A 23,331-nucleotide genomic window follows, 5' to 3' on the forward strand; every position below is an offset into this window, starting at 1 on the left:
AATGGATCAATCTAATCAACCTGTTCCAATTTGGTTTACTTTGACACTGTCTCTAGTGGCGGTAATTGGTTTTTTAGATGCTACTTATTTGACCATTAATCATATAGTTTTTGGCTCAACCCCTTGTACTCTTTTAGAAGGGTGTGAGATAGTCACTTCCAGTGTTTATTCAACGATTTTCGGTGTTCCGGTCGCTTTATTTGGTGCCATCTTTTACTTAATAGTCCTACTCTTGTCTTTGTGGTACTTGGACAGTCGTCAACCTTGGGCATTGTCGGCAGTTGCTTATCTGTCTGTGCCAGCTGTATTAGCGTCGGTGGTTTTTGTTGGGCTACAAGCTTTCGTACTGAAAGCTTTTTGTCTGTACTGTTTGATTTCTGCTCTTACTTCTACCATTATTTTTATTTTAGGGATGTCTTATTTGGTTTTGTTCCGTAAAGCTTAAGATTGTCGGTTTATTTTTTCTCTAGTCTTGTCTTAACTTTTTCTTTTTCAAAAAAGTAGGTCAAAAGGTCTTACTGTGTAAGACCTTTTTTCAGTCAGTCTTGCGTTAGTGTTATTTTTATTTTCTAGCCAGAAATTTAGAGTTATCCACCCTTCTACCTAGGGGTGTTTGGGAGTAAAATAGGTGAACCTTTTATTAAAATATTATCAATTTTCTACAAAGTTTATGGCTAAAGCAAAAAAAGTAATCAAGAAAGCAATCACAACTCCCAAAACAGTCAGTTTTGTACAGAAAATTACTAAACGAGATGGTACGGTGGCAAAATTTGATATAAACAAGGTAGCTAGCGCTGTTTTGAAGGCGATGAAGGCTACGGGTGAAGGTGGAGAGAAAGAGGCGCTTAAGGTAGCAAATCAGACTTTAAAAGAACTTAAAGAAATCAATAAAACAGCCGGAAAAAATTTCGTTCCTTCTGTAGAACAGATCCAGGATTTGGTAGAAAAGAGTTTGATTATGGAGCAGTTTGCGGTTACAGCTAAGGCTTATATTCTTTATCGTCAGAGACGAACCGAATTACGTCAAGAGTTGGGTGAGGTGCCTCAACATGTTAAAGATTTGGCTGAAAAGAGTAAACAATATTTTCGTAATCCGTTAGGAGAGTTTGTTTATTATCGAACCTATTCTCGTTGGATTGAAGAGGAGGGTCGTCGCGAAACTTGGATTGAAACAGTTGATCGCTATTTGAGTTTTATGAAAGAGAATATCGGCAATAAGTTGACTGATAAAGAGTATGAAGAGGTGCGAGAGGCGATTCTTAATCATCAAGCTATGCCGTCGATGCGTTTACTGCAATTTGCTGGCAAGGCGTCCCGGAATACCAATGTCTGTGCTTACAACTGTTCTTTTATTGCCCCTAAGACTCTAAAAGATTTTGCGGAGGTAATGTATATCTCGATGTGTGGTACAGGTGTTGGTTTTTCAGTGGAAAGTAAAAATATTCAACTTTTACCGATTATTAAAGAACAGACTGGCAAACATCGACCAACCTTTGTGGTGGCTGACAGTAAAGAAGGGTGGTGTGATGCTTTAGTTTATGGTTTGGAAACTTGGTTTACAGGTGAAGATGTTGAGTTTGATTTCTCTCTTTTGCGTCCAGCGGGAGCTCGTCTTAAGATAATGGGAGGCAAATCATCTGGTCCAGAACCATTACGCCAGCTACTTAGTTTTTCTCGAGAGAAGATTTTACGACGTCAGGGTAAACGTTTAACTAACATCGATGCCCACGATATTTTGTGTAAAATAGGTGAGATTGTCGTGTCAGGAGGCGTTCGCCGCAGTGCTATGATCTCATTGTCTGACCTGGACGATGAGCAAATTCGCCACGCTAAACATGGTCAATTTTATTTAACTGAACCGCAACGCAGTCTGGCTAACAACTCAGCTGTTTACAACAACAAGCCATCGAACACTGACTTTTTAGAAGAGTGGATTGCTTTAATGAAAAGTGGTTCTGGTGAAAGAGGTATCTTTAACCGCGGTGGTCTAGCAACTTCGTTACCTAAACGTCGACTAGATACTCTGAAAGGTCAGATTGGAGAGTTGGGAACTAATCCTTGTGGGGAAATTATTTTACAATCTAAGCAGTTTTGTAATCTATCAGAAATAGTGGCTCGTCATGAAGACACAGAGGCTTCGCTAATGAAAAAAATGAAGGTAGCGGCTATTTTGGGAACCTTCCAATCAACCCTTACCAACTTCCCGTATCTGTCTAAAGAATGGAGAGAAAACTGTGAGACAGAAAGACTTTTGGGTGTGTCGGTAACCGGTATGTGGGATAGTCATGTGGCACGTGACCCTAAGGTGTTGAGAAAACTAAAAGAAGAGGCAATCAAGGTTAATAAGGTTTACGCGAAAAGATTTGGTGTTAATGAATCAACAGCTATCACTTGTGTGAAGCCTTCAGGTACTTTGTCTCAAATGGTAGATTGTGCATCTGGGATGCACCCTCGTCATGCTCAATATTATATCCGTCGGGTGAGAATTTCCGCGACTGATTCACTCTTTAAAATGTTGCGTGACCAAGGAGTGCCATATCACCCAGAGGTTGGTCAGGCGTTAGATTCTGCAACTACATATGTGTTTGAATTTCCAGTTAAGGCGCCTGAAAAATCTCTCTATAAGGATGATATGGGAGCAGTCGAGCAATTAAAATATTGGAAGTTGGTTAAAGAAAACTATACTGAGCATAATCCGTCAGTAACTGTTTCAGTCAGGGAGGATGAGTGGATCGAAGTGGCTCACTGGGTGTTTTCCAATTGGGAAATAGTCGGTGGTCTATCTTTCTTGCCTAGTGATAACCATGTGTACCAATTAGCGCCTTACGAAAAGATTGATGAGAAGAGATATAAGGAAATGCTTAAAAACTTTGGCGACATTGATTACTCTAAGATTATCTCTTACGAAAAACACGATGAGACCGAACAGAAGAAAGAGTTGGCTTGTGCTGGGGGAGTGTGTGAGATTGTTTAAAAGGCGATCGCCTAATTGTTTTTCAAACCACAGAAAACCACCCCAGCGGGTGGTTTTCTTCTGCTTCACGTCGGCTATTTTGCCTTACTGGAGTACCAGCCTAAAACCATGAGGCAAAAACCGGCTAGCCGACAGTTACGCAGGGGTTTGAAAAACAATTAGGCTCACTTAGATCTGGAAATACAAAAAACCCGGCGTAAAGCCGGGTTTTTTGATGTTTGGATTGTTGTCGATAAGCCGAATTCTGTACCGATTTTGCCCACCACAGGGGACGCAAAATCGAGTACTCTGAGTTTATCGAAGAGTGGCCTTTCGACTAGCTCAAGGTGCTCAATTTTGTAATTACCTGCGGTGAACAAAATTGGCGATAGTTATTTATCTGGGATGAATATTACTATTCACCTCGAGCGGCACAAACCATTGGTAAACCAATGGAGTACGGCCTTGCACACACGTAAGGATTTAGCCGTTTCAGCCAAGTGTTGCCACCTGACAACTCCAGTCAGACTGGAGCCCTAGCCTTTCGGCGTTGGCGTTTCTGTTCGCACCTCGATCCTTGCGGACGACGGGTGTTACCCGCTACGCTTCCTGTTTACACAGGTATGTGTTCGGACTTTCCTCCGAGCACTATAAATAGTGCTCGGCAACTATCTGACAACAATCTTTATTATAGCACATAAACTAATTTAAGGAAAGCTTTCAAATTGAACCTGTTTATTAGTGGTTGGTTTTTAATGCTTATTTTTAGTATACTACTGATTAGCAACTATATATTTTATTAAGTAAAAATCTTATTAATTGAGAGTATGAAAGAACAAATTAAAAATAAAATTGTTTCCCGGCTGGTTTTATCAACTGACTCAATCGCTTTTGTTTGGTTTTTAGTGGGACTAACTTTATTGCCTATATTTGTTATTCCTTTTGCAGGGATTCCGGCTTCAGTGGCTAAACAGTTGTTTCTGCCCATGTTGGTTCTGGGGGCTTTTGTTTTTTGGTTGGTTGGTCGAATTGAGGCTCGAGATTTTAAATTAGCAAAAAGCTCATCGTTAGTTGCGGTGGCTTTGCCGGTCTTGGCGACCTTGGGGGCATCTCTTCTGTCGGGAAATGTTCACAGCTCTCTTTCAGGTGTTAGTTATGACTTTGGTACGTTCATTTCAATTTTAAGTTTAGCTGGAGTCTTTTTTCTTACTAGTATTTTTCTAACCACTAAAGAAAAAGCTTTGAATATTTACCTGGCTTTATTGTCAGCTGGTTTATTGGCTGGTTTGTACCAATTAATCCAGTTTGTTTTGGGTACCCCTGATCGTTTCTGGTGGTTTACTTTCGTTCCAACTCTTATAGGTAAATGGTATGAATCAGCTATCTTTTTTGGTTTTATTACTTTTCTATCTCTAATGTTGTTGGAATTTTTATCTTTGAAAGAGATTAAGTTGTTTAAGATATTTTTGACCACTAGTTTGGTTTTGTCTTTAATTTTGGTTGGGTTGGTTAACTTCTATGCTGTCTGGATTGCTTTAGCAATTTTGTCTTTAGGGGTGTTTGTTTATGCTAATTTATGGTCGGGTAAGAATAATATTAAGAGTGCTGAATCTGACTTGAGTTCACCGGTAAAGTTGGGCGGTTTAAGTATTTTTAGACCATCTTTCATTGTTTTGTTATTGTCTATTTTGTTTCTAACATTAGCCACTCCAACTGGTTTATTGACCGAAAAGATTGCTAAAACTTATACTTTCTTTAAAGTGCCGTTTGTAGAGGTTAGACCAGGTTGGCAAGCTACATTATCAATAGCCAAAGAAGTGGCTAAAGAAGATGTTATTTTTGGAGTTGGTCCTAATCGCTTCTATACTGCTTGGATTAATCACAAACCAGCTGAAATAAATCTAACTCAATTTTGGAACATTGATTTTAATTCAGGGGTGGGCACTTTACCGACCTTGGTGGTTAACTCTGGTCTAATTGGTCTGTTGGCTTGGATTATCTTTTTTGGTGTCTTATTAGTAGCCAGTGGAAGGTTGTTGGTGGCTAGTTATCGATCGGCTGATAAGTTGGGTCATATTATGGCTATTAGTTCGGTAGTGGGAGCCTTGTATTTCTGGATTTTCTCTTTTGTTTACGTTACAGAAACTGTGCCCATGGTTCTTGCTTTTGTTTTTTCTGGTTTGGTGGTGGCCCTATCTGTACAAACTGGTCTTACTCAAGTTTTTGACTTACAGGCTGTAAAAAACAAGAAACACCAGATGGCTGTAGTGGGAGTAATGATTGTTATTCTGGTTATTAGTGTTAGTTGTTTTTATTTAGTTTTTGTTCGTTCTGTAGGTACTATTTCTTTCTATAGAGCGGTAAGCGAAGCTAATGTGGTTGGTAACATCACTAAAGCGGAGGATCTTTTGGCTCGAGCGATAAAATATAACGGCAAATCAGATTTATACTACAGAACTCTATCAAACGTTCAGTTTGTTAGATTAGCTCAATTATTGCGTGACCCTAATCAAGACAAGGAACAACTTCAGGATCAGTTTAGAATTATTTTACAAACCACAATCGCTAATTCTAATAAAGCGATTGAACTTGACCAGACCAGTTATCTCAACCATGTGTCTTTAGGACAGATTTATGAGTCACTGGTTCCTTTGAAGGTGGAAGGGGCTTATGAGCAAGCTTTGGCGGAGTATACTAAAGCTAAAAAACTAAACCCTAGTAATCCTAGTATTTCTTTTAACTTTGCTCGATTAGAGATGACAGGAGGTAATAATACTGGTGCTCGTAATTACTTAAGTCAATCGTTAACTCAAAAACCTAATTTTGCCTCAGCTCTTTTAGTCTTGGCTCAGATAGAGGCTCAGGGAGGTGACTTGCCAGCAGCAATAAAAAACACCGAGGAAGCGGCTGTGGCTTACCCCAATGATCCAAGCGCTTTCTTCCAGTTAGGTTTCTATTTATATCAAAATGGAGATTACGCTAAAGCGGTCCCTGCTTTGAATCGAGTCGTTTTACTTAGTCCGAATAATGTTAATGCGAACGCTCAATACTTCTTAGGTTTGGCTTATGATCGTCTAGGTGACAAAACTAACGCTCTAAAACAATTTGAACAGATTGCCCAGTATAATCCGGACAATCAAGAAGTTAAAAACATCATATCTAATTTAAAAGCCGGGCGGAATGCCTTAGAAGCGGCGGTTGTTGAGGTCCCAAAAAAGAAAAATTAATTAGATTATAGAGGTGGGTATATATGGTTCAAAAAATGTTACAACTGTTACATAAAGAGTGGAGCGGTCTACATCAGGCCGCTTTTCTCTTGGCTGGGGCTTCTCTAATTTCTCAACTCTTAGGTTTAGTTCGTGATCGACTGTTGGCTTCTACGTTTGGAGCGGGGACACAGTTAGACATTTACTACACCGCTTTTCGAGTGCCAGATTTAATTTATGTGACCATTGCTTCATTTGTGTCGATTACAGTTTTGATTCCATTTGTAGTTAAAGCTAATCATAACCACAATCGAGAAACGGTTAGGCAATTTTTGAATGGTATTTTTACGGTTTTTACCGTTGTCATGATAGTGACTGTTGCTATCTTGTGGTTACTAATGCCTCATTTGGTTTTTATTTTGGCGCCGGGATTTGATATGAATTCAGCTAAAGAATTGGTTTTTATTTCCCGGATCTTATTATTGTCACCTTTATTTTTAGGTATTTCAAATTTGTTGGGTGGAGTAACCCAGTCTTTTCATAAATTCTTTGCTTATACGGTCAGTCCGATTGCTTATAATCTGGGAATCGTAATTGGGATTATTTTTTTTCAACCATACCTAGGTTTGTCGGGGATTGCTTGGGGGGTTGTATTGGGAGCCATTTTCCATTTAATAATCCAAATACCAACAATTATTGGGGTGGGGTTATTACCTAGGCCCACAGTAATTATCCCGTGGCGAGAAATCAGGTTGATGGTGATGACCTCTTTGCCTAGGACTATTACCTTGGCGACTTACCAACTATCAATGGCTGCCTTGGTAGCTCTAGGTTCATTACTCATTTCGGGGGCTATTTCTATATTCAATTTAGCTCAAAACCTACAGACGGTACCAATGATGATTATCGGTCTAAGTTATGCGGTGGCAGCTTTTCCTACTTTAACTAGACATTTTTCGGCGGGTGAGACAGAGGCCTTTAGAAATAAAATGATTATCACTGCTCGTCACATTGCTTTTTGGTCTATGCCGGCGATTGTTTTTATTATAGTTCTCAGGGCTCATATTGTCCGGGTGGTGCTTGGTGGTGGGGCCTTTGATTGGACTGACACTCGTCTGACAGCAGCAGCGTTGGCGATCTTTGTTTTATCAGCGGCGGCTCAAGGGTTGGTGCAACTATTTGTTCGAGGTTATTACGCAACTAGTAACACTCTTAAACCGCTAGTCATCAATATCTTCTGTTCGATTTTAATTGTGGCTGGAGCTTGGGGTTTAGTGGCGGTTTTTAAATTGTGGCCAGTCACCTTGTTATTTATTGAGCAAGTTTTCCGAGTGGCTGATGTGCCTGGTTCAATTGTCTTGGCTTTACCATTAGCTTTTTCAATCGGAACAATCATTAATGCTTTATTGTTTATTATGGTGTTTGAAAAAGATTTTGGTGGCTTAATTAAACCCCTAACCAGAACTATTTTAGAAGCTACGACAGCCTCGGTTCTTGGAGGGCTGGTGACTTATGGATTATTATTTTTTGGCTCACCCATTTTTGAGCTCAAAACTTTAGTAGGGGTTTTTCTACAAGCTTTAATAACAGGGCTGGCGGGGATAGTGATATGGGTTGTTGTTCTAATAGTTCTTAAAAATGAGGAATTTTTAGATAGTTTAACTGCAGTTAGGGTTAAGTTTATGCCTAAACCAGCTATAGTTACTGAACAAGAAGAGCTCTAAAATATCTAGCCAGAGGTTTGTTTTGATGGTAGTCTAATGCTACTTAGTTAAACATATATGTCAAAGAAGATTAGAAATTTTAGTATTATTGCCCACATTGACCACGGTAAGTCGACTCTAGCTGACCGGCTCTTGGAGGTGACAGGGACGATTGAGAAGCGAAAAATGATGGCTCAGGTGCTTGATTCGATGGAGCTGGAGCGTGAGAGAGGGATCACGATTAAAATGCAACCAGTGAGAATGAGCTATGGTTACCAGGGGGTGGATTATGAGCTTAACCTGATCGATACACCTGGCCATATCGACTTTTCCTATGAAGTGTCACGGGCCCTTCAAGCGGTAGAAGGGGTGTTACTTCTCGTAGATGCCACTCAGGGTGTTCAAGCGCAGACTTTATCAGTACTTGATATGGCCCGGGCCCTGAATTTGGTTATTATTCCGGTTTTAAATAAGATTGATTTACCAAGTGCTCGGACGGTTGAAATTACTGAAGAAATGATGAAGTTGTTGGATTGTCGAGCGGAGGATGTGATTGCTGTCTCTGGTAAGACTGGTCAAGGGGTTGATGTGTTGCTTAAAGAAATCATTGATCGTATTCCACCAGCAGGTGTAAGTGGTTCGACAGCTGTTGGTTCTAGGGGGTTGGTATTTGATTTTGAATACTCGACCCACCGTGGAGTGATTGTTTACATTAGAGTATTAGATGGTTCAATCAAAAAGGGTGATGAATTAAAATTCGTGGCTTCAGGTGAAAAATTTACAGTTTTGGAGGTAGGGGCTTTGGCACCAAGTAAAACACCGGTGGATTGTCTCGAGTCAGGAGAGATTGGGTATGTGGTCACAGGGATAAAAGAATCTGGTAATGCTAAAGTGGGCGATACCTTAACATCAGCTAGTCACCCATTACCGGCGGTGGCTGGTTATCAAACTGCCCGGCCGGTGGTGTGGGCTTCAGTTTATCCAGAAAGCCAGGATGACTTTACTAGTTTACGTCAGGCTTTAGAGCGCCTGCGTTTGTCTGATTCATCCCTTTCTTTTGAAGAAGAATCTTCCGGTGCCTTAGGCCGTGGTTTTCGTTGTGGTTTCTTAGGTATGCTTCACTTGGAAATTATAACTGAACGTCTGAAACGGGAATTTGATTTGTCTTTGGTAATAGCTACCCCAACTATTAGTTATGAGGTTACAAATAAGAGAACAGGAGTAATTGAAAATATTTATTCACCTCATCTATTCCCAGAAGATTTAAAAGAGATTGAGGTCAATGAAACTTGGATTAAGGTTAAAATCATTACGCCGATAATTTACTTAAACACTTTGATGCAGTTACTATATGATCATGAAGCGGAAGTGGTGCATATGGAAAATTTTGGTGACAATCGGACGGTTTTAGAAATTGAGATGCCCTTGAGAGAGTTGATGCGTAATTTTTTTGATGAGGTTAAAAGCGCTTCCTCTGGTTTTGCTAGTTTTTCATATCAGATGTTAGATAAAAGAAAAGCTGATGTTGTTCGCCTTGATATTTTGGTGGCTGAAGAACCAATGGCGGCTTTTTCTCGAGTGGTCTCGACTAGACGGGTGCAAAAAGAAGCTGATGAGGCAGTTGAAAAATTAAAAAAACTTCTACCTAGTCAGTTGATTATTGTAAAAATTCAAGGTAAGGCCATGGGCCGAATATTGGCCTCTCGAACTATCTCTGCTATGCGTAAAGATGTGACTGACTATCTCTATGGGGGTGATATTACTCGTAAAATGAAACTACGGGAAAAACAGAAAAAAGGTAAAAAGAAGATGCAAAAATTAGGGAAAGTTAATATTCCCCAAGATGTTTTCTTAAAAATGATGAAATCATCAGAGTAGGAATGAGAAGCCGTAAAGCAACAACATACCGGCTATGATTACAATAGCAAATATTTTGGAGGCTATATCTAGAGCTTTTCGGTGTTTGCGTTCTATAAGCATTATGCGTTAGTATAAAACAATATGAGAGATTTTCAAGTGAAAAGAAAAACCAATCGGTGGCCTTATTGGCTAGGTATGGTTTTTCTATTTATTTTGTTGGTGGCTATGGGTAAGGGAGTTTGGGGGTTGGTTCAAAAAAATCAGATGGCCCGAGATAATTATAACGAAGCTGAAAATAGGTTGGTGGAATTGGAAAAAGAGAAGAAACAGTTAATGGCTAATGTGGCCATCTTGAAGACCGAGCGGGGGATTGAAACAGAAATAAGAAAAAATTTTTCGGTAGCAAAAGAAGGGGAAAGGGTGATTACTATTGTTGATAATAATCAGACAGCAGCTACTACGACCGGTGATGATAATAATTCTGCTTGGTCTTGGTTTATTAATATTTTTAAATAATTGCGGGTATGGTCTAGTGGTATGATGCGACCTTCCCAAGGTTGAGACGGGGTTTCGATTACCCCTACCCGCACACTTCGACAAGCTTAATTATAAAAAACATGTCACTCAATTTTATTCGCCATAAAGAAGACTTTACCTGCGGGCATTGTGGGCGAGTTATTATCGGTGATGGGTATACTAACCACTGTTCAGCTTGCTTGTGGAGTAAACATGTCGATATTAACCCTGGTGACCGCGCTGAGGCCTGTCAGGGCCTTATGGAGCCGATTGGGGTTGAGGTGGCTGGTGGTAAATATGACATTATTCATAAATGTTTAGATTGTAAGGAGATTAGGAAAACCAAGGCTCGCCCAGAGGATGATATTGGAGCATTTTTGACAGATTTGATATAATAAGGAGACGTCGTTTTACCAAGAAAATTATCTATATTTATGCAAAACGTAGCAATTTATACGACTCCAACTTGCCATTATTGTAAGATGGCCAAAGCCTTCTTCCAGGAGAAAGGGATTGAATATAAGGAATATGATGTTTTGGCTGATATGGCCAAACGAGAAGAAATGGTGACCAAAAGTGGTCAAATGGGTGTGCCGGTGATTACTGTTGATGATGAGTTGGTAGTTGGTTTTGATCAAGAGAAGCTATCTGAATTACTTGGTCTATAGTTTAATTTTAGGGTTGATTATGTCACAATAGGCGGGTTAGACCGCCTATTTTGCCCTCGTAGTTAAATGGATATAACAGTCCCGTCCTAAGGGATAGTTGTAGGTTCGATTCCTACCGAGGGCACAAAAAGTCTTTGATTTTAGGGGGTTGTTTTGGTATAGTATTCTGGTATGGCTGATTTACAAGAAGTAGAGCAATTGGCTCGAGATAATAACCGTATCCTACACAAGCTTCTGGCCCACCAGAGATATTCTACGATAATTAGTGTTTTAAAATGGGCCTTGATCATTGGAACCGCTTTAGGGACCTATTATGCTATTCAGCCATACTTAGAGGGAGCTTTAAAGACTTATCAAGATTTAGGTATTAATGTTGAACCCTTTAGAGTGATGTTTGGACTCGGTGAGGAGGTTAATAAATAAAGATAAGCTTGGGTAGCTCAGTTGGTAGAGCATTCCCCTGAAGAGGGAAGGGTCGCCGGTTCGAGACCGGCCCCAAGCACACTTCGACAAGCTCAATGTAAAACACATTAACCAAAAATCCGCCATTTGGCGGATTTTTGGTTTTATTATTGAACAGACCTTACTTTCAATTTGGCGCTTTTTTCTTTATCTATTTTAGGTAGTCTTAGAGTAAGAAGACCATGTTTTTCAATTGCCTCTGATTCTTCCGTTTCTATTTCAGCTGGTAGAAGGATGGTTCTAGTAAAACTACCCCAGTATAATTCCTTTTGGAAATAGTCTTCAGGGGACACGTTGCCTGATCGCTCTCGGCGGCCTTTGATAGTTACCATTTCTCTAGTAATGGATATTTGTAAATCTTCTGGCTTAACTCCAGCCACCATGCTCTGAATAATTATTTCACTTCCGGTTTGGTATACATCGACAGCTAACTCACCTTCCTCCTCTTCCTCTTCTTCCTGCCAGGTAGGGGTTTGGGGACGAGTTTTTGGTGTTGGTTCTTCTTGGTATTCAGTTTCTATGTCTCGATCGTCCGCAACAGAAATAGTTCCAGTGATACGTTCGAAAAATGATCTTTTGTCTTTAGGCATAGGTAATAGGTTAGTTGTTAAGAATAGACTTAGTTACTTTAAAGTTTGGCATGCACACAATTCTTTTTACTCGTTCGAAAAAATAAATTACTAAAATGGCGGCCACCCAGAGGACGAGAAAAATTTTAAACATCTGTGCAGTGCTTGATACAATTATAAAAAAGTTAAAGATCGTATGCAAGAGCGTAGCAATGATAAGTCCAAAAACAAAAGTTAAAATTCTTTTTTTAACACTGGAACAAAAAGTTAAAGCGATAGCTCCGCCAACGACCGCTGAAGAAACAATATGAACTACGGTGGCACCTAGAAACCGAAGATTACCAGTGAGAATAAAATAGAGGTTGTTTTCTCCAGAGGTTAGAGTGTTGATTAAAAAGAAAGTATTTTCAATAGCCGCAAAACCAATGGCGGCGGTAATAATGTAAACCATAGCGTCGATAGGTTCGTCAAAGGATTTGCTACTGAAAGCGGCGATTACGGTCGCTAAAAATTTAACTATTTCTTCGATAAAAGCCCAAACCAGTAAGAAGGGGACAGATGCAAAAAAGAAACCCCAAGACCAACCTGGATTAGATAGGTCAAAAGAGAGGTTATAGGCATTTTCCATCAGCGGTACGGTTGAACGTTGTAAAATGAAAGCTAAAAAAACAAATAAACCACCGAGTAAAAAGGTTCTCAATATTAAACCAATGGGTTCGGGGCGGCGATTGTCTTCTCGTAACCAAAAAAATAACCAGACCAGAGCTGGAAAAAAACCACCAACAATGGCAAAGAGAATAAATTTAGGATCGAGAATATTAAGCATTAGAACTTGGCCAAGGTTCTATGATTAGTAGTTGACCCTGAGCTTCTTCTATCATACCCCAAATTTCTTCGGTTATAAATGGCATAAATGGGTGTAAAAGCTTAAGGTTGGTGATTAAAATATAGCGTAAAGTATATTGAGCGGACATTTTTTCTACTTCAGTTCCAGTTTTTAATTTATTTTTACAATCTTCAATAATTTCGTCAGCAAAAGTGTGCCAGAAATAGTGATACAATTTTTCGGAAGCTAAATGAAGACGATAGTTATTAAGATCGTCGGTTATCTCGGTGATAGTAGTTTCTAGTTGAGTCAAATAAGCTAAGTCGGTGTCAGTTAAGGTTGGTTTATTATTTAAATCAATCGGATTGGTATTTTCTAACACAAAGCGACTAGCATTCCAGATTTTATTGGCAAAGTGTTTATAAGCTTTAATCTTATTTTCATCAAAGCGGACGTCTAGACCAATACTAGAACCGGTGATTAGACCCATACGTAAAGCGTCAGCTCCATATTTGGCGATAATATCCAAAGGATCAATCCCATTATTAAGCGATTTACTAAATTTCTGACCTTTACTGTCACGGAGTAAGCCGTGAATAAGGACCTTCTTGAACGGTACTTGGCCTAAATGAAAACCACTCATCAAGATCATTCGTGAGACCCATAGATTAAGAATCTCGTAAGCTGGTGACATAAAAGAAGTAGGGTGAAAGGTCTTTAAGTCGGGAGTTTGGTTTGGCCAACCTAAAGTCGAAAACGTCCATAAAGCCGATGAAAACCAAGTATCTAAAACATCTTCATCTTGAAGCCAGTCACCACCGGTTGGAGGGGTAATTCCGCAATAAATTTCATCGCCTTTGTACCACACCGGAATTCGATGACCAAACCAAATCTGACGGGAAATACACCAGTCACGCAAGTTTTCAATCCAGTGCATGTAGGCTTTACGAAAACCTTCTTGGGGCATATCAACTGCACCACTGTTTACGGCAGTTAGCATGATGGTTTTGAGGGTGGTTTCTGATCCACTTTCGATACCTGGGATTTCTGAGTGAGGTAGGGTAAATTTCTTGTTAACGTCAATAAACCACTGCTCCATTATTTGAGGTTCAATAATTCCACCAGTACGTTCGGCGGTAGAGATATTGTGAGTATAGTCTTCTATTTTCTCAACCAAATTTTTAGATGCTAGTTTCTCAACAATTTTTTCGCGAGCATCTTTAATTTTTAGTCCAGCAAATTCGCCAGCGATTGGTAAAAGTTTGCCGTATTGATCAATGATTTGCTCTTTATCAAGTTGATGACGTTCCGCGATTTCAAAATCAACCATCGAGTGCCAAGGAGTAATGGTCATCACTCCAGTGCCGAATTCCATATCGATCGCTTCATCTTTAATAATAGTGGCCGTAATTGGGCCGTTAATCCACTCTAATTCAATAGTTTGGCCATGAGTGTAATCTTGATAGCGCTCATCTTTAGGGTGCATGACGACATATTTGTCGCCAAATTTAGTTTCAGGTCTAGCGGTCCCAATCACAAACGGCCCGTATTTTAAGTAATAAAATTTGGTCTTTTCTTCCTCATAGACAATCTCATCATCTGAAATAGTGGTTTGTCCTTTGGTGTCCCAATTAACAATGCGATGACCACGGTAAATTAGGCCAGCTTGATACATGTTTACAAAAGCTGTAGTCACGGCATTGTAACGAACTTGGTCCATTGTGTAAGCATAACGAGACCAATCAAGTGAGGAACCAACTTTTCTAACTTGACTTAAAATAGTGTTTTCGCTTTGTTTAGCAAAATCGGCTACTCGTTTAACCAACTCCTCGCGCCCTAAATCGTGACGGTTTTTCCCCTCTTCTTTTTGAATATTTTTTTCAACGCGAGCTTGAGTGGCGATAGCGGCTGAGTCCGTACCGGGAATCCAAACGGTTTTTTTACCGGTCATGCGTTGGTAGCGGATTATAGCGTCTTGAAGAGAGTTTTCATAAGCATGGCCTAAGTGTAAGACGCCGGTCACATTTGGTGGTGGTAAGACAATACTGAAAGCCTCTGGGCGATCGCCTGGCAAATTGTCGGGGTTAAAGTAACCTGATTTTTCCCAAATATCGTAAATCCGACCCTCGGTTGAGGTTGGTTCATAAGGTTTGGTCAATTTATCTGGGATTTGGGACATATTGCCAATAGTAGCAAAGAAACTGATATTTTAAAACACAGCCCTAATGTGGTATAATGATACTCTAGGTATTAATTAGCTTATTAAATTATGAAATTTATACAATCCATTAAAGACAGTGTTTATGGCCCTGCTCTATATAAAAAACTGGTCGCTGGGGGAGTGCCCTTCGGGACATCGGTTCGTTACTTACTAAAGTTGTTGGCGTTGGCTACTTTAGTGTCTTGGCTCATGCTGGCTTCAGCGGCTGGAGGACTTCTCTACTTTGGGGCTAAGGTGATAGGTCCAGAGTTGGTTAATCAATATCCTGCCGAATTAGAAGTGGTGGTAAAGAATGGACAAGTTTCTACTAATGTAGCCTCCCCATATATGATTGCCCTGCCAGCCGATAAAGTTAAGGCGGGGGCAGAATCAATTACGAATGTTTTGGTGATTGACGTGGTTAATGAACCAACTTATGAAAAGTTTTCGGAATACAAAACCTTGGCTTTAGTTAGTCAAAAAACAGCTTGGTATAAAAACGAAGACGGTCAAGTAACGATTGTTTCTCTCGAAAAGTTTCCTAATGTAACAATCAACAAAATGTTGGTTGATGTGTGGTATCCAAAAGTAGCGATGTTCTTGAAAGGCGCTTTTGGAGTCTTTATTTTGGTGTTATTCCCAATTATTTACGCCGGCCTGATTATTTATTATCTAATCTATCTATTGTTAGCCGCTTTGTTGGTATTTGGTTTGTTAAAAATCTTAAAAATACCCGCTAACTATAGTCGGTCATATCAACTAGCTATTCACGGGGCTACCTTAACTATTGTAGTAGGAGCGGTAGCTTTTCTCTTGCCAGTGGTGGAGTTTCCTTTTTTGGGAACTTTGATCTTGTTGGCGGTGGTGGGAGTAAACTTGAAGAAGTAATTTTTAAACAGTTTTAAAGTGAGGCATTACCTTCGGCTTTTAGTCGAGGGTTTTTGCTTGGCTTTTTCGAAAATTGACCAATGTAACCAGCGGCGGCAATCATAGTGGCATTGTCCGTGGCGTGAGTAAATTCGGGAATCAAGAGCTTAACTTGGGGGTGTTGTTCTTGGAGTTTAGTTTTAAAGGCTTCCCGTAAAGCGGTGTTGGAAATAACCCCACCACCGATGATTAAAGTCCTAATCTTGTGTTTAGTGAGGGCTTTTAAAGTTTTAGTCGTTAAAACATCAATGACTGCGTCTTGAAATTCTTTGGCAATAGCTAATTTGTCAGCCTGATTTAGGTCTCCATGTTTATTGATCGCATACAAGACTGAAGTTTTAATTCCCGAAAAAGAAAAGTCAAAATCACCGGAGTGAAGCATGGGACGAGGAAATTTCCAATCGATATTATTTATTTTTTGTTTTGACGCTTGTTCGGCCAGCTTACTAATCTCTGGTCCACCTGGGTAAGGTAAGCTCATTAAGCGAGCGACTTTGTCGAAGGCTTCACCAACAGCGTCATCACGAGTCTGACCAATTTTTTTATATTTCCATGGTTCTTTAACTAAAATCAATTCGGTGTGGCCGCCAGAAATCAATAGAGCTAGGGCAGGGAAAATAACTTTGGTTTTAGGGATGAGAAGGGGTGAAAGGATATGGCCAGCCATGTGGTCCGCACCCAACACTGGTTTATTCCAAATGACACTCAAAGCTTTAGCAAAGTTAATGCCGACCCACAAGGCTGGTTCGAGGCCTGGGCCAGTGGTGACAGTAATTAGATCTATTTTAGGTACTGCGATGTGAGTTAGTGATTGATTGATATTAGTTAATAGGTCTGGTTCGCGGACCAAAATCTGGGTTATGGTTTTTTCAGTTCGGGTATTTATTAGTGAAGCCTTAGATGATTTTAATAATTTAGCTTCAGTGAGAGCTTGAATCAGAATTGGCACTAAATTATTAGAATGTTCTCGTTTGGCTAGTGATGGCACCACGCCTCCATATTGGGCGTGGAGTTTAACCTGAGAGGATATCTGGTGAGCTAGAACCTTGAATTTAGGGGCTGATTTTGACCCGCTGGCAGCCACAAGACTGATAGCGGTTTCGTCGCAACTGGTTTCGATGGCTAATATTTTCATAGCGGAGGAGAAGAGATTTGAACTCTTGATACGGTTTCCCGTATGCCGGTTTTCGAAACCGGTGCCTTCAACCACTCAGCCACTCCTCCGTGGGCAATAACCTTGTTTTTACCCTAACGCCTGAATCCTAACACTTTTTTGCGATTTTTCAAAAAAGTGTTATAGTATCCTCGTTTAAGGCCCTATCGTCTATCGGTTAGGACACAAGCTTTTCAAGCTTGGAAGCAGGGTTCGACTCCCTGTAGGGTCACATTAAGTTTTACTTATCTGCTATTTAGGTTTATGATAATTCATGGATACAAAAGCGCTTGTGGAGGCAAGTGTGGTGTCTAGGTTTTTCCCGGGCTAGGTAGACTCAACACACAGTTACAATCTCAAACTCCTTCCCCCCCCCTGCAATCTGTTCCAGATTGCGAGTCTCTCCGTTGTGGGTGACTTTGCTCCCCTTGATTTGACTCTATGTGGTGGAGATTGCTAGTCCCTAGCCACATTGGTGTCACCTTCCTCTTTAAGTCCCCACAAGCCTTGCCCGGGGACCTTTTCTTTTCTCGACTAAATTGACTAAATTTGATAGATTTAATTTCATTAAAAGAAGCGCCCTTAGCTCAGTGGTAGAGCGTTACATTGACATTGTAAAGGCCATAGGTCCAATTCCTATAGGGCGCACTAATTAAATAAAAAATCCCAGAGTCAGACTCTGGGATTTTTTATTTAGATTATTTTAGATGTAAGTAATTATAAATATCTTCTACTGCTTTGATGGCATCCCCGGTGGCAATGTTGTTTTGTTGATAAAGCGCGTCGGTACAATCGCCAGCGGCCCAAATACCTACACAGCTAGATTTTTGAGTTTTGTGATTAATAATAATTGCTCCAAAAGAAGTTAGATCTACTAGATCTTTAACAAAACTAGTATTAGGGGTATGACCAATCTCAACAAAGATTCCTTTGACTGGTAGTTCTGTTAGTTCTGCTGTCTCCTTGTTTTTGTAAGTTAGACTAGAAACAAATTTATCGCCTTTAATTTCTGCTAGTTCAGCGTTGGTGACGATTTTAAAATTAGGTTTTTTAAGTAGGGTATCAATAGTTATTTGATCAGCTCTGAATTCGGCTGAGCGGTGAATTAGGGTGACTGATTTACAATAAGCTAGCAATTGGCCTGCGGTTTCAAAAGCGGCGTTGCCACCACCAAGGACAGCGACATCTTGTCCGGCAAACAAAGGTCCGTCACAAGAAGCACAGTAAGTTAAACCTTTTTGATCGAACTCTGCCGCTCCTGGTACGGTTAGTTTTCGACGGTTTGAACCGGTGGCTACTAGAATCGTTTTGGCTTGATAAACTTCTCCTGATTCGGTGGTAATAGTGAAGTTGCTATCTTGGCCAGTTACATTAGAAACCTTGGATCCAGTCTTGATGGTCAAAAAATCACCCTCGTAACTTTTGACATGGTCGGCTAGTTTTTTAGCTAAATCTTCACCGGAGATTTTTTGTTCACCGATCCAATTATAAATTTCAGGTGAGACGATGGATTGACCACCAAACTCAGTTGTCAAAAAGATAGTTTTTAGTTGTTTGCGAGCAGCATAAACACCAGCGGCATTGCCGGCTGGACCACCACCAATAATTGCTAAATCGTAGATCATAAGTTTGTCTATTGTAACATAAAAGTTTTCACTAGCCACTGCTTTTAAGAGCTAAACGAGACTAGTTCTGTAACAAACCCTTGCGTAACTGTCGACTAGCTGGTTTTTGCCTCATGGTTTTAGGCTGGTACTCCAGTAAGGCAAAATAGCCGACGTGGAGCAGAAGAAAACCACCCGCTGGGGTGGTTTTCTGTGGTTTGGAGCAGAAGCTAGTTGAGTGATTTATTTTTTATTTGACCGTCTTAGGAAAGCGGGGATTGATGACCAGTCGTCATCTTCGCCATTGTCGGCGGTTTCTTCTCTATCAACACGGACGGTATCAAAAGCGTTTCGGACTGGGGGTCTTTCTTTGACAACTGGCGGTGGAGGAATAATCTCTTTTTCTTTGGCGGCAGGAGGAGGGGTGGTGGTTGTTTCTTCTTTAGTTTGATTAAAACCAAAAATACTAGATTCATTTTTCTTACCTCGAGCTATATCGGTTGGAAAACCACAAGCAATAACAGTGACTTTAACTTCACCCTTCTTAATTTTATCATCATGAATAGTTCCAAAAATAACTCGAGCATCAGAATCGATAGACTCGGTCACCACCTTAGCGGCTTCTTGGATTTCGTGCATAGTTAGGTCTGAACCACCAGCAATGGTAAAGAGGACACCGCGGGCACCGTGGATTGATAGATCGAGTAGAGGAGAGTTAATGGCGGCTTTAGAAGCTTCCACAGCTCTGTTCTCGCCAGAAGCACTACCAATACCCATCAAGGCTGAGCCAGCATTTTGCATAACTGAACGAATATCGGCAAAGTCGACGTTGATCAAACCAGGACTAGTAATAGTATTAGAAATACCCTCGACTGCTTGACGAAGAATCTCATCACACATAGCAAAAGCAGACACGGCGGTTGTGTCTTTGGTGATAATATTCATTAGACGATCATTTGGAATCGCAATAATCGCATCCACTTCTTTTCGTAAATCTTCCATACCGCGATCAGCTAGAGTCATGCGGTTTTTGCCTTCAAAAAAGAAAGGACGAGTAATTACCGCTACTGTCAGAGCACCTTGATCCTTGGCGACTTTAGCCACTACAGGAGCGGCACCAGTACCAGTACCACCACCGAGTCCACAAGAAACAAAGACCATATCGGCGCCTTTGATAACATTTTGAATGTCTTCCAAACTTTCTTCAGCTGCCTTGCGTCCAATTTCTGGATCCATGCCAGTACCTAAACCACGAGTTAGATTTTTACCAATGTGAATTTTTTTAGAAGCGAGAGAGTGGTGAAGATGTTGAGCGTCAGTGTTCATGGCAATAAATTCTACGCCACGCACTTTTGACTCAACCATATGATTGACAGCGTTTGTTCCTGATCCACCAACACCAACTACTTTGATGCGAGCAAATGCTTCTATTTCGGGTTGAATTCTAGCCATAAAGATATATAGGGACGCTTTAAATAATGATGCGTCTATGTTAACAGACTGGAGGAAATATGCAACGGGCCTAAATGGCTAAGGAAGAAGCTCTTTTAGCCATTTTATGAAGCTAGACTTGGTGTTTTTGAACATTCGTCGGCCGATAGATTCTTCAGCTTCGGCATCAGAGCCAAACAGACATAAGCCATAAGCGACTGACCAAGCAGAGTCTTTTATTTGATTGTGGGAGCTACCTAAAATAGCCGATTGAGAGGTCTTGGCTGGTAATTTAAAGTAAGACTTAGCCATATCTTCAATATTACTAATACCACTACCGCCACCTGTGATGACAATTCCTGCTGGTAGTAATCCGTTACGGCCTATTTTTTTAAGATGGTTTTCGACGAACTCAAAAATATCAGATAAACGAGCATCAATAATCTGATCTAGTTTTTTGCGAGATGAAGCTGGTTCTGATTCGCCACGTTTGATTCTCTCGGCATCTTCCAGGGGGATTTGAAAACCTAAAGCAATGTCGTTGGTAATATCTGTTGAACCTAGTGGAAAAACTTGGAGGGAAATAGGAATACCTTCTTCAAAAACAACAGTGCTGGTGGTTTGAGAGCCGATATTGGCTAAGACACAGCCGGCGGCTTTTTGGATTTTGGTTAAAGTGGAAAAACTAGCGGCTAGGGGAGCCGCGACAATATCGTCGACCCGCACACCGGTGGCTTCGACGGCACCAATAAGGTCTTTTAAATGTTGAGTACCACAGACTACAAACAAGGTCCTTGTTTCGAGTTTAGCTCCTTTCATCCCGTCTGGTCGGCCAAGGATTTTTTTGTTATCTAACTTAAAAGCTAGTGGTATACGGTGGAGGATTGATTTGTTGTTGATGTCGGTCGCCAGGCTTTGTTCACTGGAATCCAAAACTCGATTAATATCTAAATCACCGATTTCAGCATCAGCGCGGGAGACAATCACACTACCGTCGGCCACTTTGGATTCAAGGCTCACACCACCAACGGCCAGGAGGACACTTTTGATTTTAACACCAGCTAGGCGCTCGGCCTCGTTTAGAGTTTCTTTGATACTGTTAACAGCTTCGTCAACTTGAATGATATAGCCCCGCCTGAGACCACGAGAAGATTTTCTGACTAATGCTAAAACCTCCGGGACATTACTGCCTGGTTTGTATTCGCATACGACGACGCGAATTGATGATGTTCCGATGTCCAGTCCGGTTGCGATTATTCGTGCCATCTAAAAAAGCTTTAGTTAACTTACGTTCTTCACGTTCCATTGTACTACCATGGTCGAGTCCTTTCAAATGAAGGACGCCGTGGATAAACAAAAAACCGAGATGATAAGTGAAAGTGCTATCAAATTTTTGGCACTCTGATTTTACTTTTGCTAAATCAATAATTAGTTCTCCAGATTTTTTGTCATAAGGAAAAGATAAAACATTGGTTGGTTTATCTTTACCGCGGTAAGTATTGTTCAGACGACGAGAACGACGGTGACCAACAAAAACTAAACTGAGATCGTAGGATTTACCCAGTACTTTGTCGGCAATAGCCAATAAAGGCAGTCCCGGGAGGGACTGCCTTGTTTTGTTACTTACGGACAGCATCTTTTCTACCTTCCCGTTCTTTAATTTTGCCTAGCTTTTTAAGACGGTCGATATTGGTTCGCTTCTCAATTCTCTTAAGAGCCTCTTTTTTCTTTTTGAAATCAGATAATTGGCGAGCACTGTAGCGTAATTTACGCACTAGTCGGACAGTGCCTAAGCCTTGAACCTTTTTGGTAAAACGGCGCAAGACACTAGCGTTGGATTCAGTTGTGGCTTTGGTTACTTCAGCAGAAATCATAATGGGTTGTAGTGTAACATCTTATTTAATTTTCTTCAAGTATTCAGCCAGTTTAGGTAGAGGAACTGTGTCTTGTGAGCGAGTCTCCATATTCCGGACAATAACAGTGTTGTCGATGGCTTCTCGTTGACCAAGAATGATCGTATAAGGCACACCTAGTCGCTCAGCGATACCAAGTTGAGAGCCTAGTGAGTCTTTAGACATCGAGTGAGAAACTGGGATTTTGGCTTTTCGTAAGATTTCGGTTACCTCGAAGCTTTTTAGTTTGGCGTCGAATGATAGCTGAATAAAAAAGACTTTAGGCGGTTTAACAATTCGCGGGGTCAACTTGGCGTATTGAGGGAGACGAACGATGCGATCGATACCAATAGCTGAACCAACCGCTGGGATATCTTTTTTGCCAGATAAAATTTTGGCCAAGTAGTCATAGCGACCACCACCACCTAGAGCGAGGGCTTTGGTTGGTTCAGTGTCCTCTTCGGTTGGTACTTCGGTAGTGAAAACTTCGAAAACAGTGCGAGAATAATAATCTAGTCCACGTACTAGTGAGCTATCGATCTCGTAAGTAATTCCCATTTGATCAAGATACTCCAATACTTCTTTAAAGTGGGTTTTACAGTCACTACACAAGAAGCTGATTGATTCTGGGGCGGCGGCTTTGATCGGTTCACATTTTGGATTTTTACAATCAAGTAAACGGAGAGGGTTATCTTTTAGACGTTCTCGACAATCAACACAGATGTCCTTGATGTGTTTTTTGTAGTAGTTTACTAATTCCCGGCGGTAAGAGTTGCGACATTCGTTGTCTCCGATGCTGTTGATTTTGACACCTAAGTCTTTTACGCCCGCTTCATCGAGGATTAAAGTGGTGACGCGAATAATGGTAGCGTCAGCAATACTTTTCTTGGTGCCCAAAATTTCCAAACCAAATTGGCGGAATTCTCGATAGCGACCACGTTGAGGATTTTCGTGGCGGAAATATTGGCCGTGATAGTAAAGCATGATTGGCTGTGATTCTGACTGCATGCCGTGTTCGATGTAAGCTCGCATAGCTGGGGCAGTCCCTTCTGGTCGCATAGCCAACTTATCGCCACCTTTGGTTTTGAGGGTGTACATTTCTTTGTCGACAATATCAGTGCCAGCACCGACACCACGAGCAAATAACTCTTCTTTTTCTAGAATAGGAGTTTCAATTGGTTTGAAGCCGTAGTATAAAGCAATCTCAGCCGCTTTTTCGGCAAACCCTTGGTATAGAAAAACGTCATCACCGATCAAGTCGTGCATGCCTTTAGGGGTCTGCAAACTACTTTCAGGGTTGGCAGCCTTTACTTTCTTGGTAGTATTTTTTTTGTCATTAGTTGGTTGAGTCATAAATATTT

20 protein-coding genes, 6 tRNA genes and 1 other RNA gene are annotated in these 23,331 nt (G+C 40.7%); 15 read left to right on the plus strand and 12 right to left on the minus strand.

The window, feature by feature from the left end:
* The first annotated feature begins 1 nt into the window (after nucleotide 1).
* The gene (locus K8Q91_00855) at nucleotides 2-445 is read left to right on the plus strand and encodes a vitamin K epoxide reductase family protein (protein MCE9628535.1); all 444 of its coding nucleotides are present in this window, start codon (nucleotides 2-4) and stop codon (nucleotides 443-445) included.
* A 225-nt stretch (nucleotides 446-670) separates the two neighbouring features.
* The gene (locus K8Q91_00860) at nucleotides 671-2,974 is read left to right on the plus strand and encodes a ribonucleoside-triphosphate reductase (protein ID MCE9628536.1); all 2,304 of its coding nucleotides are present in this window, start codon (nucleotides 671-673) and stop codon (nucleotides 2,972-2,974) included.
* A 217-nt stretch (nucleotides 2,975-3,191) separates the two neighbouring features.
* Here K8Q91_00860 and rnpB read toward each other — a convergent pair.
* Nucleotides 3,192-3,637: RNase P RNA component class A (rnpB, locus tag K8Q91_00865), an RNA gene on the minus strand.
* 143 nt (nucleotides 3,638-3,780) lie between these two features.
* On the opposite strand from rnpB, the gene K8Q91_00870 reads away from it, so the two are divergent.
* The 10 genes from K8Q91_00870 to K8Q91_00915 all read left to right on the plus strand — a co-directional run bounded on the left by K8Q91_00870 (nucleotide 3,781) and on the right by K8Q91_00915 (nucleotide 11,408).
* Nucleotides 3,781-6,180, plus strand: a complete 2,400-nt coding sequence (locus K8Q91_00870; GenBank protein MCE9628537.1) for a tetratricopeptide repeat protein — start codon at nucleotides 3,781-3,783, stop codon at nucleotides 6,178-6,180.
* Between the two features lie 35 nt (nucleotides 6,181-6,215).
* Nucleotides 6,216-7,883 (plus strand): hypothetical protein, encoded by a 1,668-nt coding sequence (locus K8Q91_00875; protein ID MCE9628538.1) that lies wholly within the window; start codon nucleotides 6,216-6,218, stop codon nucleotides 7,881-7,883.
* A 57-nt stretch (nucleotides 7,884-7,940) separates the two neighbouring features.
* Nucleotides 7,941-9,740, plus strand: coding sequence for a translation elongation factor 4 (gene lepA / locus K8Q91_00880; protein MCE9628539.1), 1,800 nt, complete (start codon nucleotides 7,941-7,943; stop codon nucleotides 9,738-9,740).
* Nucleotides 9,741-9,863: 123 nt separating this feature from the next.
* Complete coding sequence (locus K8Q91_00885; protein ID MCE9628540.1) at nucleotides 9,864-10,238, plus strand: septum formation initiator family protein; 375 nt, start codon at nucleotides 9,864-9,866, stop codon at nucleotides 10,236-10,238.
* A 2-nt stretch (nucleotides 10,239-10,240) separates the two neighbouring features.
* Nucleotides 10,241-10,311 (plus strand) — tRNA-Gly (locus K8Q91_00890).
* 28 nt (nucleotides 10,312-10,339) lie between these two features.
* Entirely contained in the window at nucleotides 10,340-10,633 is a 294-nt protein-coding gene (locus K8Q91_00895; GenBank protein ID MCE9628541.1) for an RNHCP domain-containing protein, read from the plus strand.
* A gap of 39 nt (nucleotides 10,634-10,672) precedes the next feature.
* Entirely contained in the window at nucleotides 10,673-10,906 is a 234-nt protein-coding gene (locus K8Q91_00900) for a glutathione S-transferase N-terminal domain-containing protein (GenBank protein ID MCE9628542.1), read from the plus strand.
* A 52-nt stretch (nucleotides 10,907-10,958) separates the two neighbouring features.
* Nucleotides 10,959-11,030: transfer RNA gene (locus K8Q91_00905), tRNA-Arg, on the plus strand.
* A 47-nt stretch (nucleotides 11,031-11,077) separates the two neighbouring features.
* Nucleotides 11,078-11,329 carry a hypothetical protein gene (locus tag K8Q91_00910; GenBank protein ID MCE9628543.1) on the plus strand — a complete coding sequence of 84 codons (252 nt, stop codon included), beginning with the start codon at nucleotides 11,078-11,080 and terminating at the stop codon, nucleotides 11,327-11,329.
* Between the two features lie 6 nt (nucleotides 11,330-11,335).
* Nucleotides 11,336-11,408, plus strand: a tRNA-Phe gene (locus tag K8Q91_00915).
* A 67-nt stretch (nucleotides 11,409-11,475) separates the two neighbouring features.
* Here K8Q91_00915 and K8Q91_00920 read toward each other — a convergent pair.
* The 3 genes from K8Q91_00920 to K8Q91_00930 are packed head-to-tail and all read right to left on the minus strand — an operon-like array spanning nucleotide 11,476 to nucleotide 14,942.
* A complete protein-coding gene (locus K8Q91_00920; protein ID MCE9628544.1) occupies nucleotides 11,476-11,958 on the minus strand; it encodes an Hsp20/alpha crystallin family protein in 483 nt (160 codons plus the stop codon).
* A 10-nt stretch (nucleotides 11,959-11,968) separates the two neighbouring features.
* Nucleotides 11,969-12,763 carry a PrsW family intramembrane metalloprotease gene (locus K8Q91_00925; GenBank protein MCE9628545.1) on the minus strand — a complete coding sequence of 265 codons (795 nt, stop codon included), beginning with the start codon at nucleotides 12,761-12,763 and terminating at the stop codon, nucleotides 11,969-11,971.
* Nucleotides 12,756-14,942, minus strand: coding sequence for a valine--tRNA ligase (locus K8Q91_00930; protein MCE9628546.1), 2,187 nt, complete (start codon nucleotides 14,940-14,942; stop codon nucleotides 12,756-12,758). Before K8Q91_00930 ends, K8Q91_00925 begins: the two co-directional genes overlap by 8 nt.
* A gap of 90 nt (nucleotides 14,943-15,032) precedes the next feature.
* Here K8Q91_00930 and K8Q91_00935 point away from each other — a divergent pair, with 90 nt between their 5' ends.
* Nucleotides 15,033-15,851, plus strand: a complete 819-nt coding sequence (locus tag K8Q91_00935; protein ID MCE9628547.1) for a DUF1189 family protein — start codon at nucleotides 15,033-15,035, stop codon at nucleotides 15,849-15,851.
* Between the two features lie 13 nt (nucleotides 15,852-15,864).
* Here K8Q91_00935 and K8Q91_00940 read toward each other — a convergent pair whose 3' ends face one another.
* Together K8Q91_00940 and K8Q91_00945 are read right to left on the minus strand one after the other, a co-directional pair.
* On the minus strand, nucleotides 15,865-17,025 hold the full coding sequence (locus K8Q91_00940) for a tRNA (adenosine(37)-N6)-threonylcarbamoyltransferase complex transferase subunit TsaD (GenBank protein ID MCE9628548.1): 1,161 nt from the start codon (nucleotides 17,023-17,025) through the stop codon (nucleotides 15,865-15,867).
* 2 nt (nucleotides 17,026-17,027) lie between these two features.
* Nucleotides 17,028-17,114, minus strand: a tRNA-Ser gene (locus K8Q91_00945).
* Nucleotides 17,115-17,203: 89 nt separating this feature from the next.
* Between K8Q91_00945 and K8Q91_00950 the strand changes: the two genes are divergently transcribed.
* Nucleotides 17,204-17,275 (plus strand) — tRNA-Glu (locus tag K8Q91_00950).
* Nucleotides 17,276-17,619: 344 nt separating this feature from the next.
* Nucleotides 17,620-17,691, plus strand: a tRNA-Val gene (locus tag K8Q91_00955).
* Between the two features lie 50 nt (nucleotides 17,692-17,741).
* Here the strand turns inward: K8Q91_00955 and K8Q91_00960 are convergent.
* The 6 genes from K8Q91_00960 to hisS form a co-directional block, all read right to left on the minus strand.
* On the minus strand, nucleotides 17,742-18,668 hold the full coding sequence (locus K8Q91_00960) for an FAD-dependent oxidoreductase (GenBank protein ID MCE9628549.1): 927 nt from the start codon (nucleotides 18,666-18,668) through the stop codon (nucleotides 17,742-17,744).
* Nucleotides 18,669-18,890: 222 nt separating this feature from the next.
* Entirely contained in the window at nucleotides 18,891-20,099 is a 1,209-nt protein-coding gene (ftsZ, locus tag K8Q91_00965) for a cell division protein FtsZ (GenBank protein ID MCE9628550.1), read from the minus strand.
* Between the two features lie 78 nt (nucleotides 20,100-20,177).
* The gene (ftsA, locus tag K8Q91_00970) at nucleotides 20,178-21,344 is read right to left on the minus strand and encodes a cell division protein FtsA (protein ID MCE9628551.1); all 1,167 of its coding nucleotides are present in this window, start codon (nucleotides 21,342-21,344) and stop codon (nucleotides 20,178-20,180) included.
* A complete protein-coding gene (gene ybeY / locus K8Q91_00975; GenBank protein ID MCE9628552.1) occupies nucleotides 21,262-21,714 on the minus strand; it encodes an rRNA maturation RNase YbeY in 453 nt (150 codons plus the stop codon). The genes ftsA and ybeY overlap by 83 nt, the downstream gene beginning before the upstream one ends.
* Complete coding sequence (locus tag K8Q91_00980) at nucleotides 21,698-21,952, minus strand: hypothetical protein (GenBank protein MCE9628553.1); 255 nt, start codon at nucleotides 21,950-21,952, stop codon at nucleotides 21,698-21,700. Before K8Q91_00980 ends, ybeY begins: the two co-directional genes overlap by 17 nt.
* Nucleotides 21,953-21,973: 21 nt before the next feature.
* Nucleotides 21,974-23,323: a histidine--tRNA ligase gene (hisS, locus tag K8Q91_00985; protein ID MCE9628554.1), complete on the minus strand. Its 1,350-nt coding sequence runs from the start codon at nucleotides 23,321-23,323 to the stop codon at nucleotides 21,974-21,976.
* Nucleotides 23,324-23,331 lie beyond the last annotated feature (8 nt).

This window comes from Candidatus Vogelbacteria bacterium (assembly GCA_021414225.1).
In the GTDB taxonomy this organism is placed as follows: domain Bacteria; phylum Patescibacteriota; class Minisyncoccia; order Phycocordibacterales; family XYD1-FULL-46-19; genus JAIOOX01.

Excerpts from the sequence above, each read along its gene's own strand:
- K8Q91_00895 (MCE9628541.1), top strand. The coding sequence starts at position 10,340 with ATGTCACTCAATTTTATTCGCCATAAAGAAGACTTTACCTGCGGGCAT.
- K8Q91_00925 (MCE9628545.1), bottom strand. The coding sequence starts at position 12,763 with ATGCTTAATATTCTCGATCCTAAATTTATTCTCTTTGCCATTGTTGGT.
- K8Q91_00980 (MCE9628553.1), bottom strand. The coding sequence starts at position 21,952 with ATGATTTCTGCTGAAGTAACCAAAGCCACAACTGAATCCAACGCTAGT.
- ftsZ (MCE9628550.1), bottom strand. The coding sequence starts at position 20,099 with ATGGCTAGAATTCAACCCGAAATAGAAGCATTTGCTCGCATCAAAGTA.
- K8Q91_00870 (MCE9628537.1), top strand. The coding sequence starts at position 3,781 with ATGAAAGAACAAATTAAAAATAAAATTGTTTCCCGGCTGGTTTTATCA.
- K8Q91_00900 (MCE9628542.1), top strand. The coding sequence starts at position 10,673 with ATGCAAAACGTAGCAATTTATACGACTCCAACTTGCCATTATTGTAAG.
- K8Q91_00920 (MCE9628544.1), bottom strand. The coding sequence starts at position 11,958 with ATGCCTAAAGACAAAAGATCATTTTTCGAACGTATCACTGGAACTATT.
- K8Q91_00930 (MCE9628546.1), bottom strand. The coding sequence starts at position 14,942 with ATGTCCCAAATCCCAGATAAATTGACCAAACCTTATGAACCAACCTCA.
- K8Q91_00875 (MCE9628538.1), top strand. The coding sequence starts at position 6,216 with ATGTTACAACTGTTACATAAAGAGTGGAGCGGTCTACATCAGGCCGCT.
- K8Q91_00960 (MCE9628549.1), bottom strand. The coding sequence starts at position 18,668 with ATGATCTACGATTTAGCAATTATTGGTGGTGGTCCAGCCGGCAATGCC.
- lepA (MCE9628539.1), top strand. The coding sequence starts at position 7,941 with ATGTCAAAGAAGATTAGAAATTTTAGTATTATTGCCCACATTGACCAC.
- K8Q91_00935 (MCE9628547.1), top strand. The coding sequence starts at position 15,033 with ATGAAATTTATACAATCCATTAAAGACAGTGTTTATGGCCCTGCTCTA.
- K8Q91_00940 (MCE9628548.1), bottom strand. The coding sequence starts at position 17,025 with ATGAAAATATTAGCCATCGAAACCAGTTGCGACGAAACCGCTATCAGT.
- ybeY (MCE9628552.1), bottom strand. The coding sequence starts at position 21,714 with ATGCTGTCCGTAAGTAACAAAACAAGGCAGTCCCTCCCGGGACTGCCT.
- ftsA (MCE9628551.1), bottom strand. The coding sequence starts at position 21,344 with ATGGCACGAATAATCGCAACCGGACTGGACATCGGAACATCATCAATT.
- hisS (MCE9628554.1), bottom strand. The coding sequence starts at position 23,323 with ATGACTCAACCAACTAATGACAAAAAAAATACTACCAAGAAAGTAAAG.
- K8Q91_00885 (MCE9628540.1), top strand. The coding sequence starts at position 9,864 with ATGAGAGATTTTCAAGTGAAAAGAAAAACCAATCGGTGGCCTTATTGG.
- K8Q91_00860 (MCE9628536.1), top strand. The coding sequence starts at position 671 with ATGGCTAAAGCAAAAAAAGTAATCAAGAAAGCAATCACAACTCCCAAA.
- K8Q91_00910 (MCE9628543.1), top strand. The coding sequence starts at position 11,078 with ATGGCTGATTTACAAGAAGTAGAGCAATTGGCTCGAGATAATAACCGT.
- K8Q91_00855 (MCE9628535.1), top strand. The coding sequence starts at position 2 with ATGGATCAATCTAATCAACCTGTTCCAATTTGGTTTACTTTGACACTG.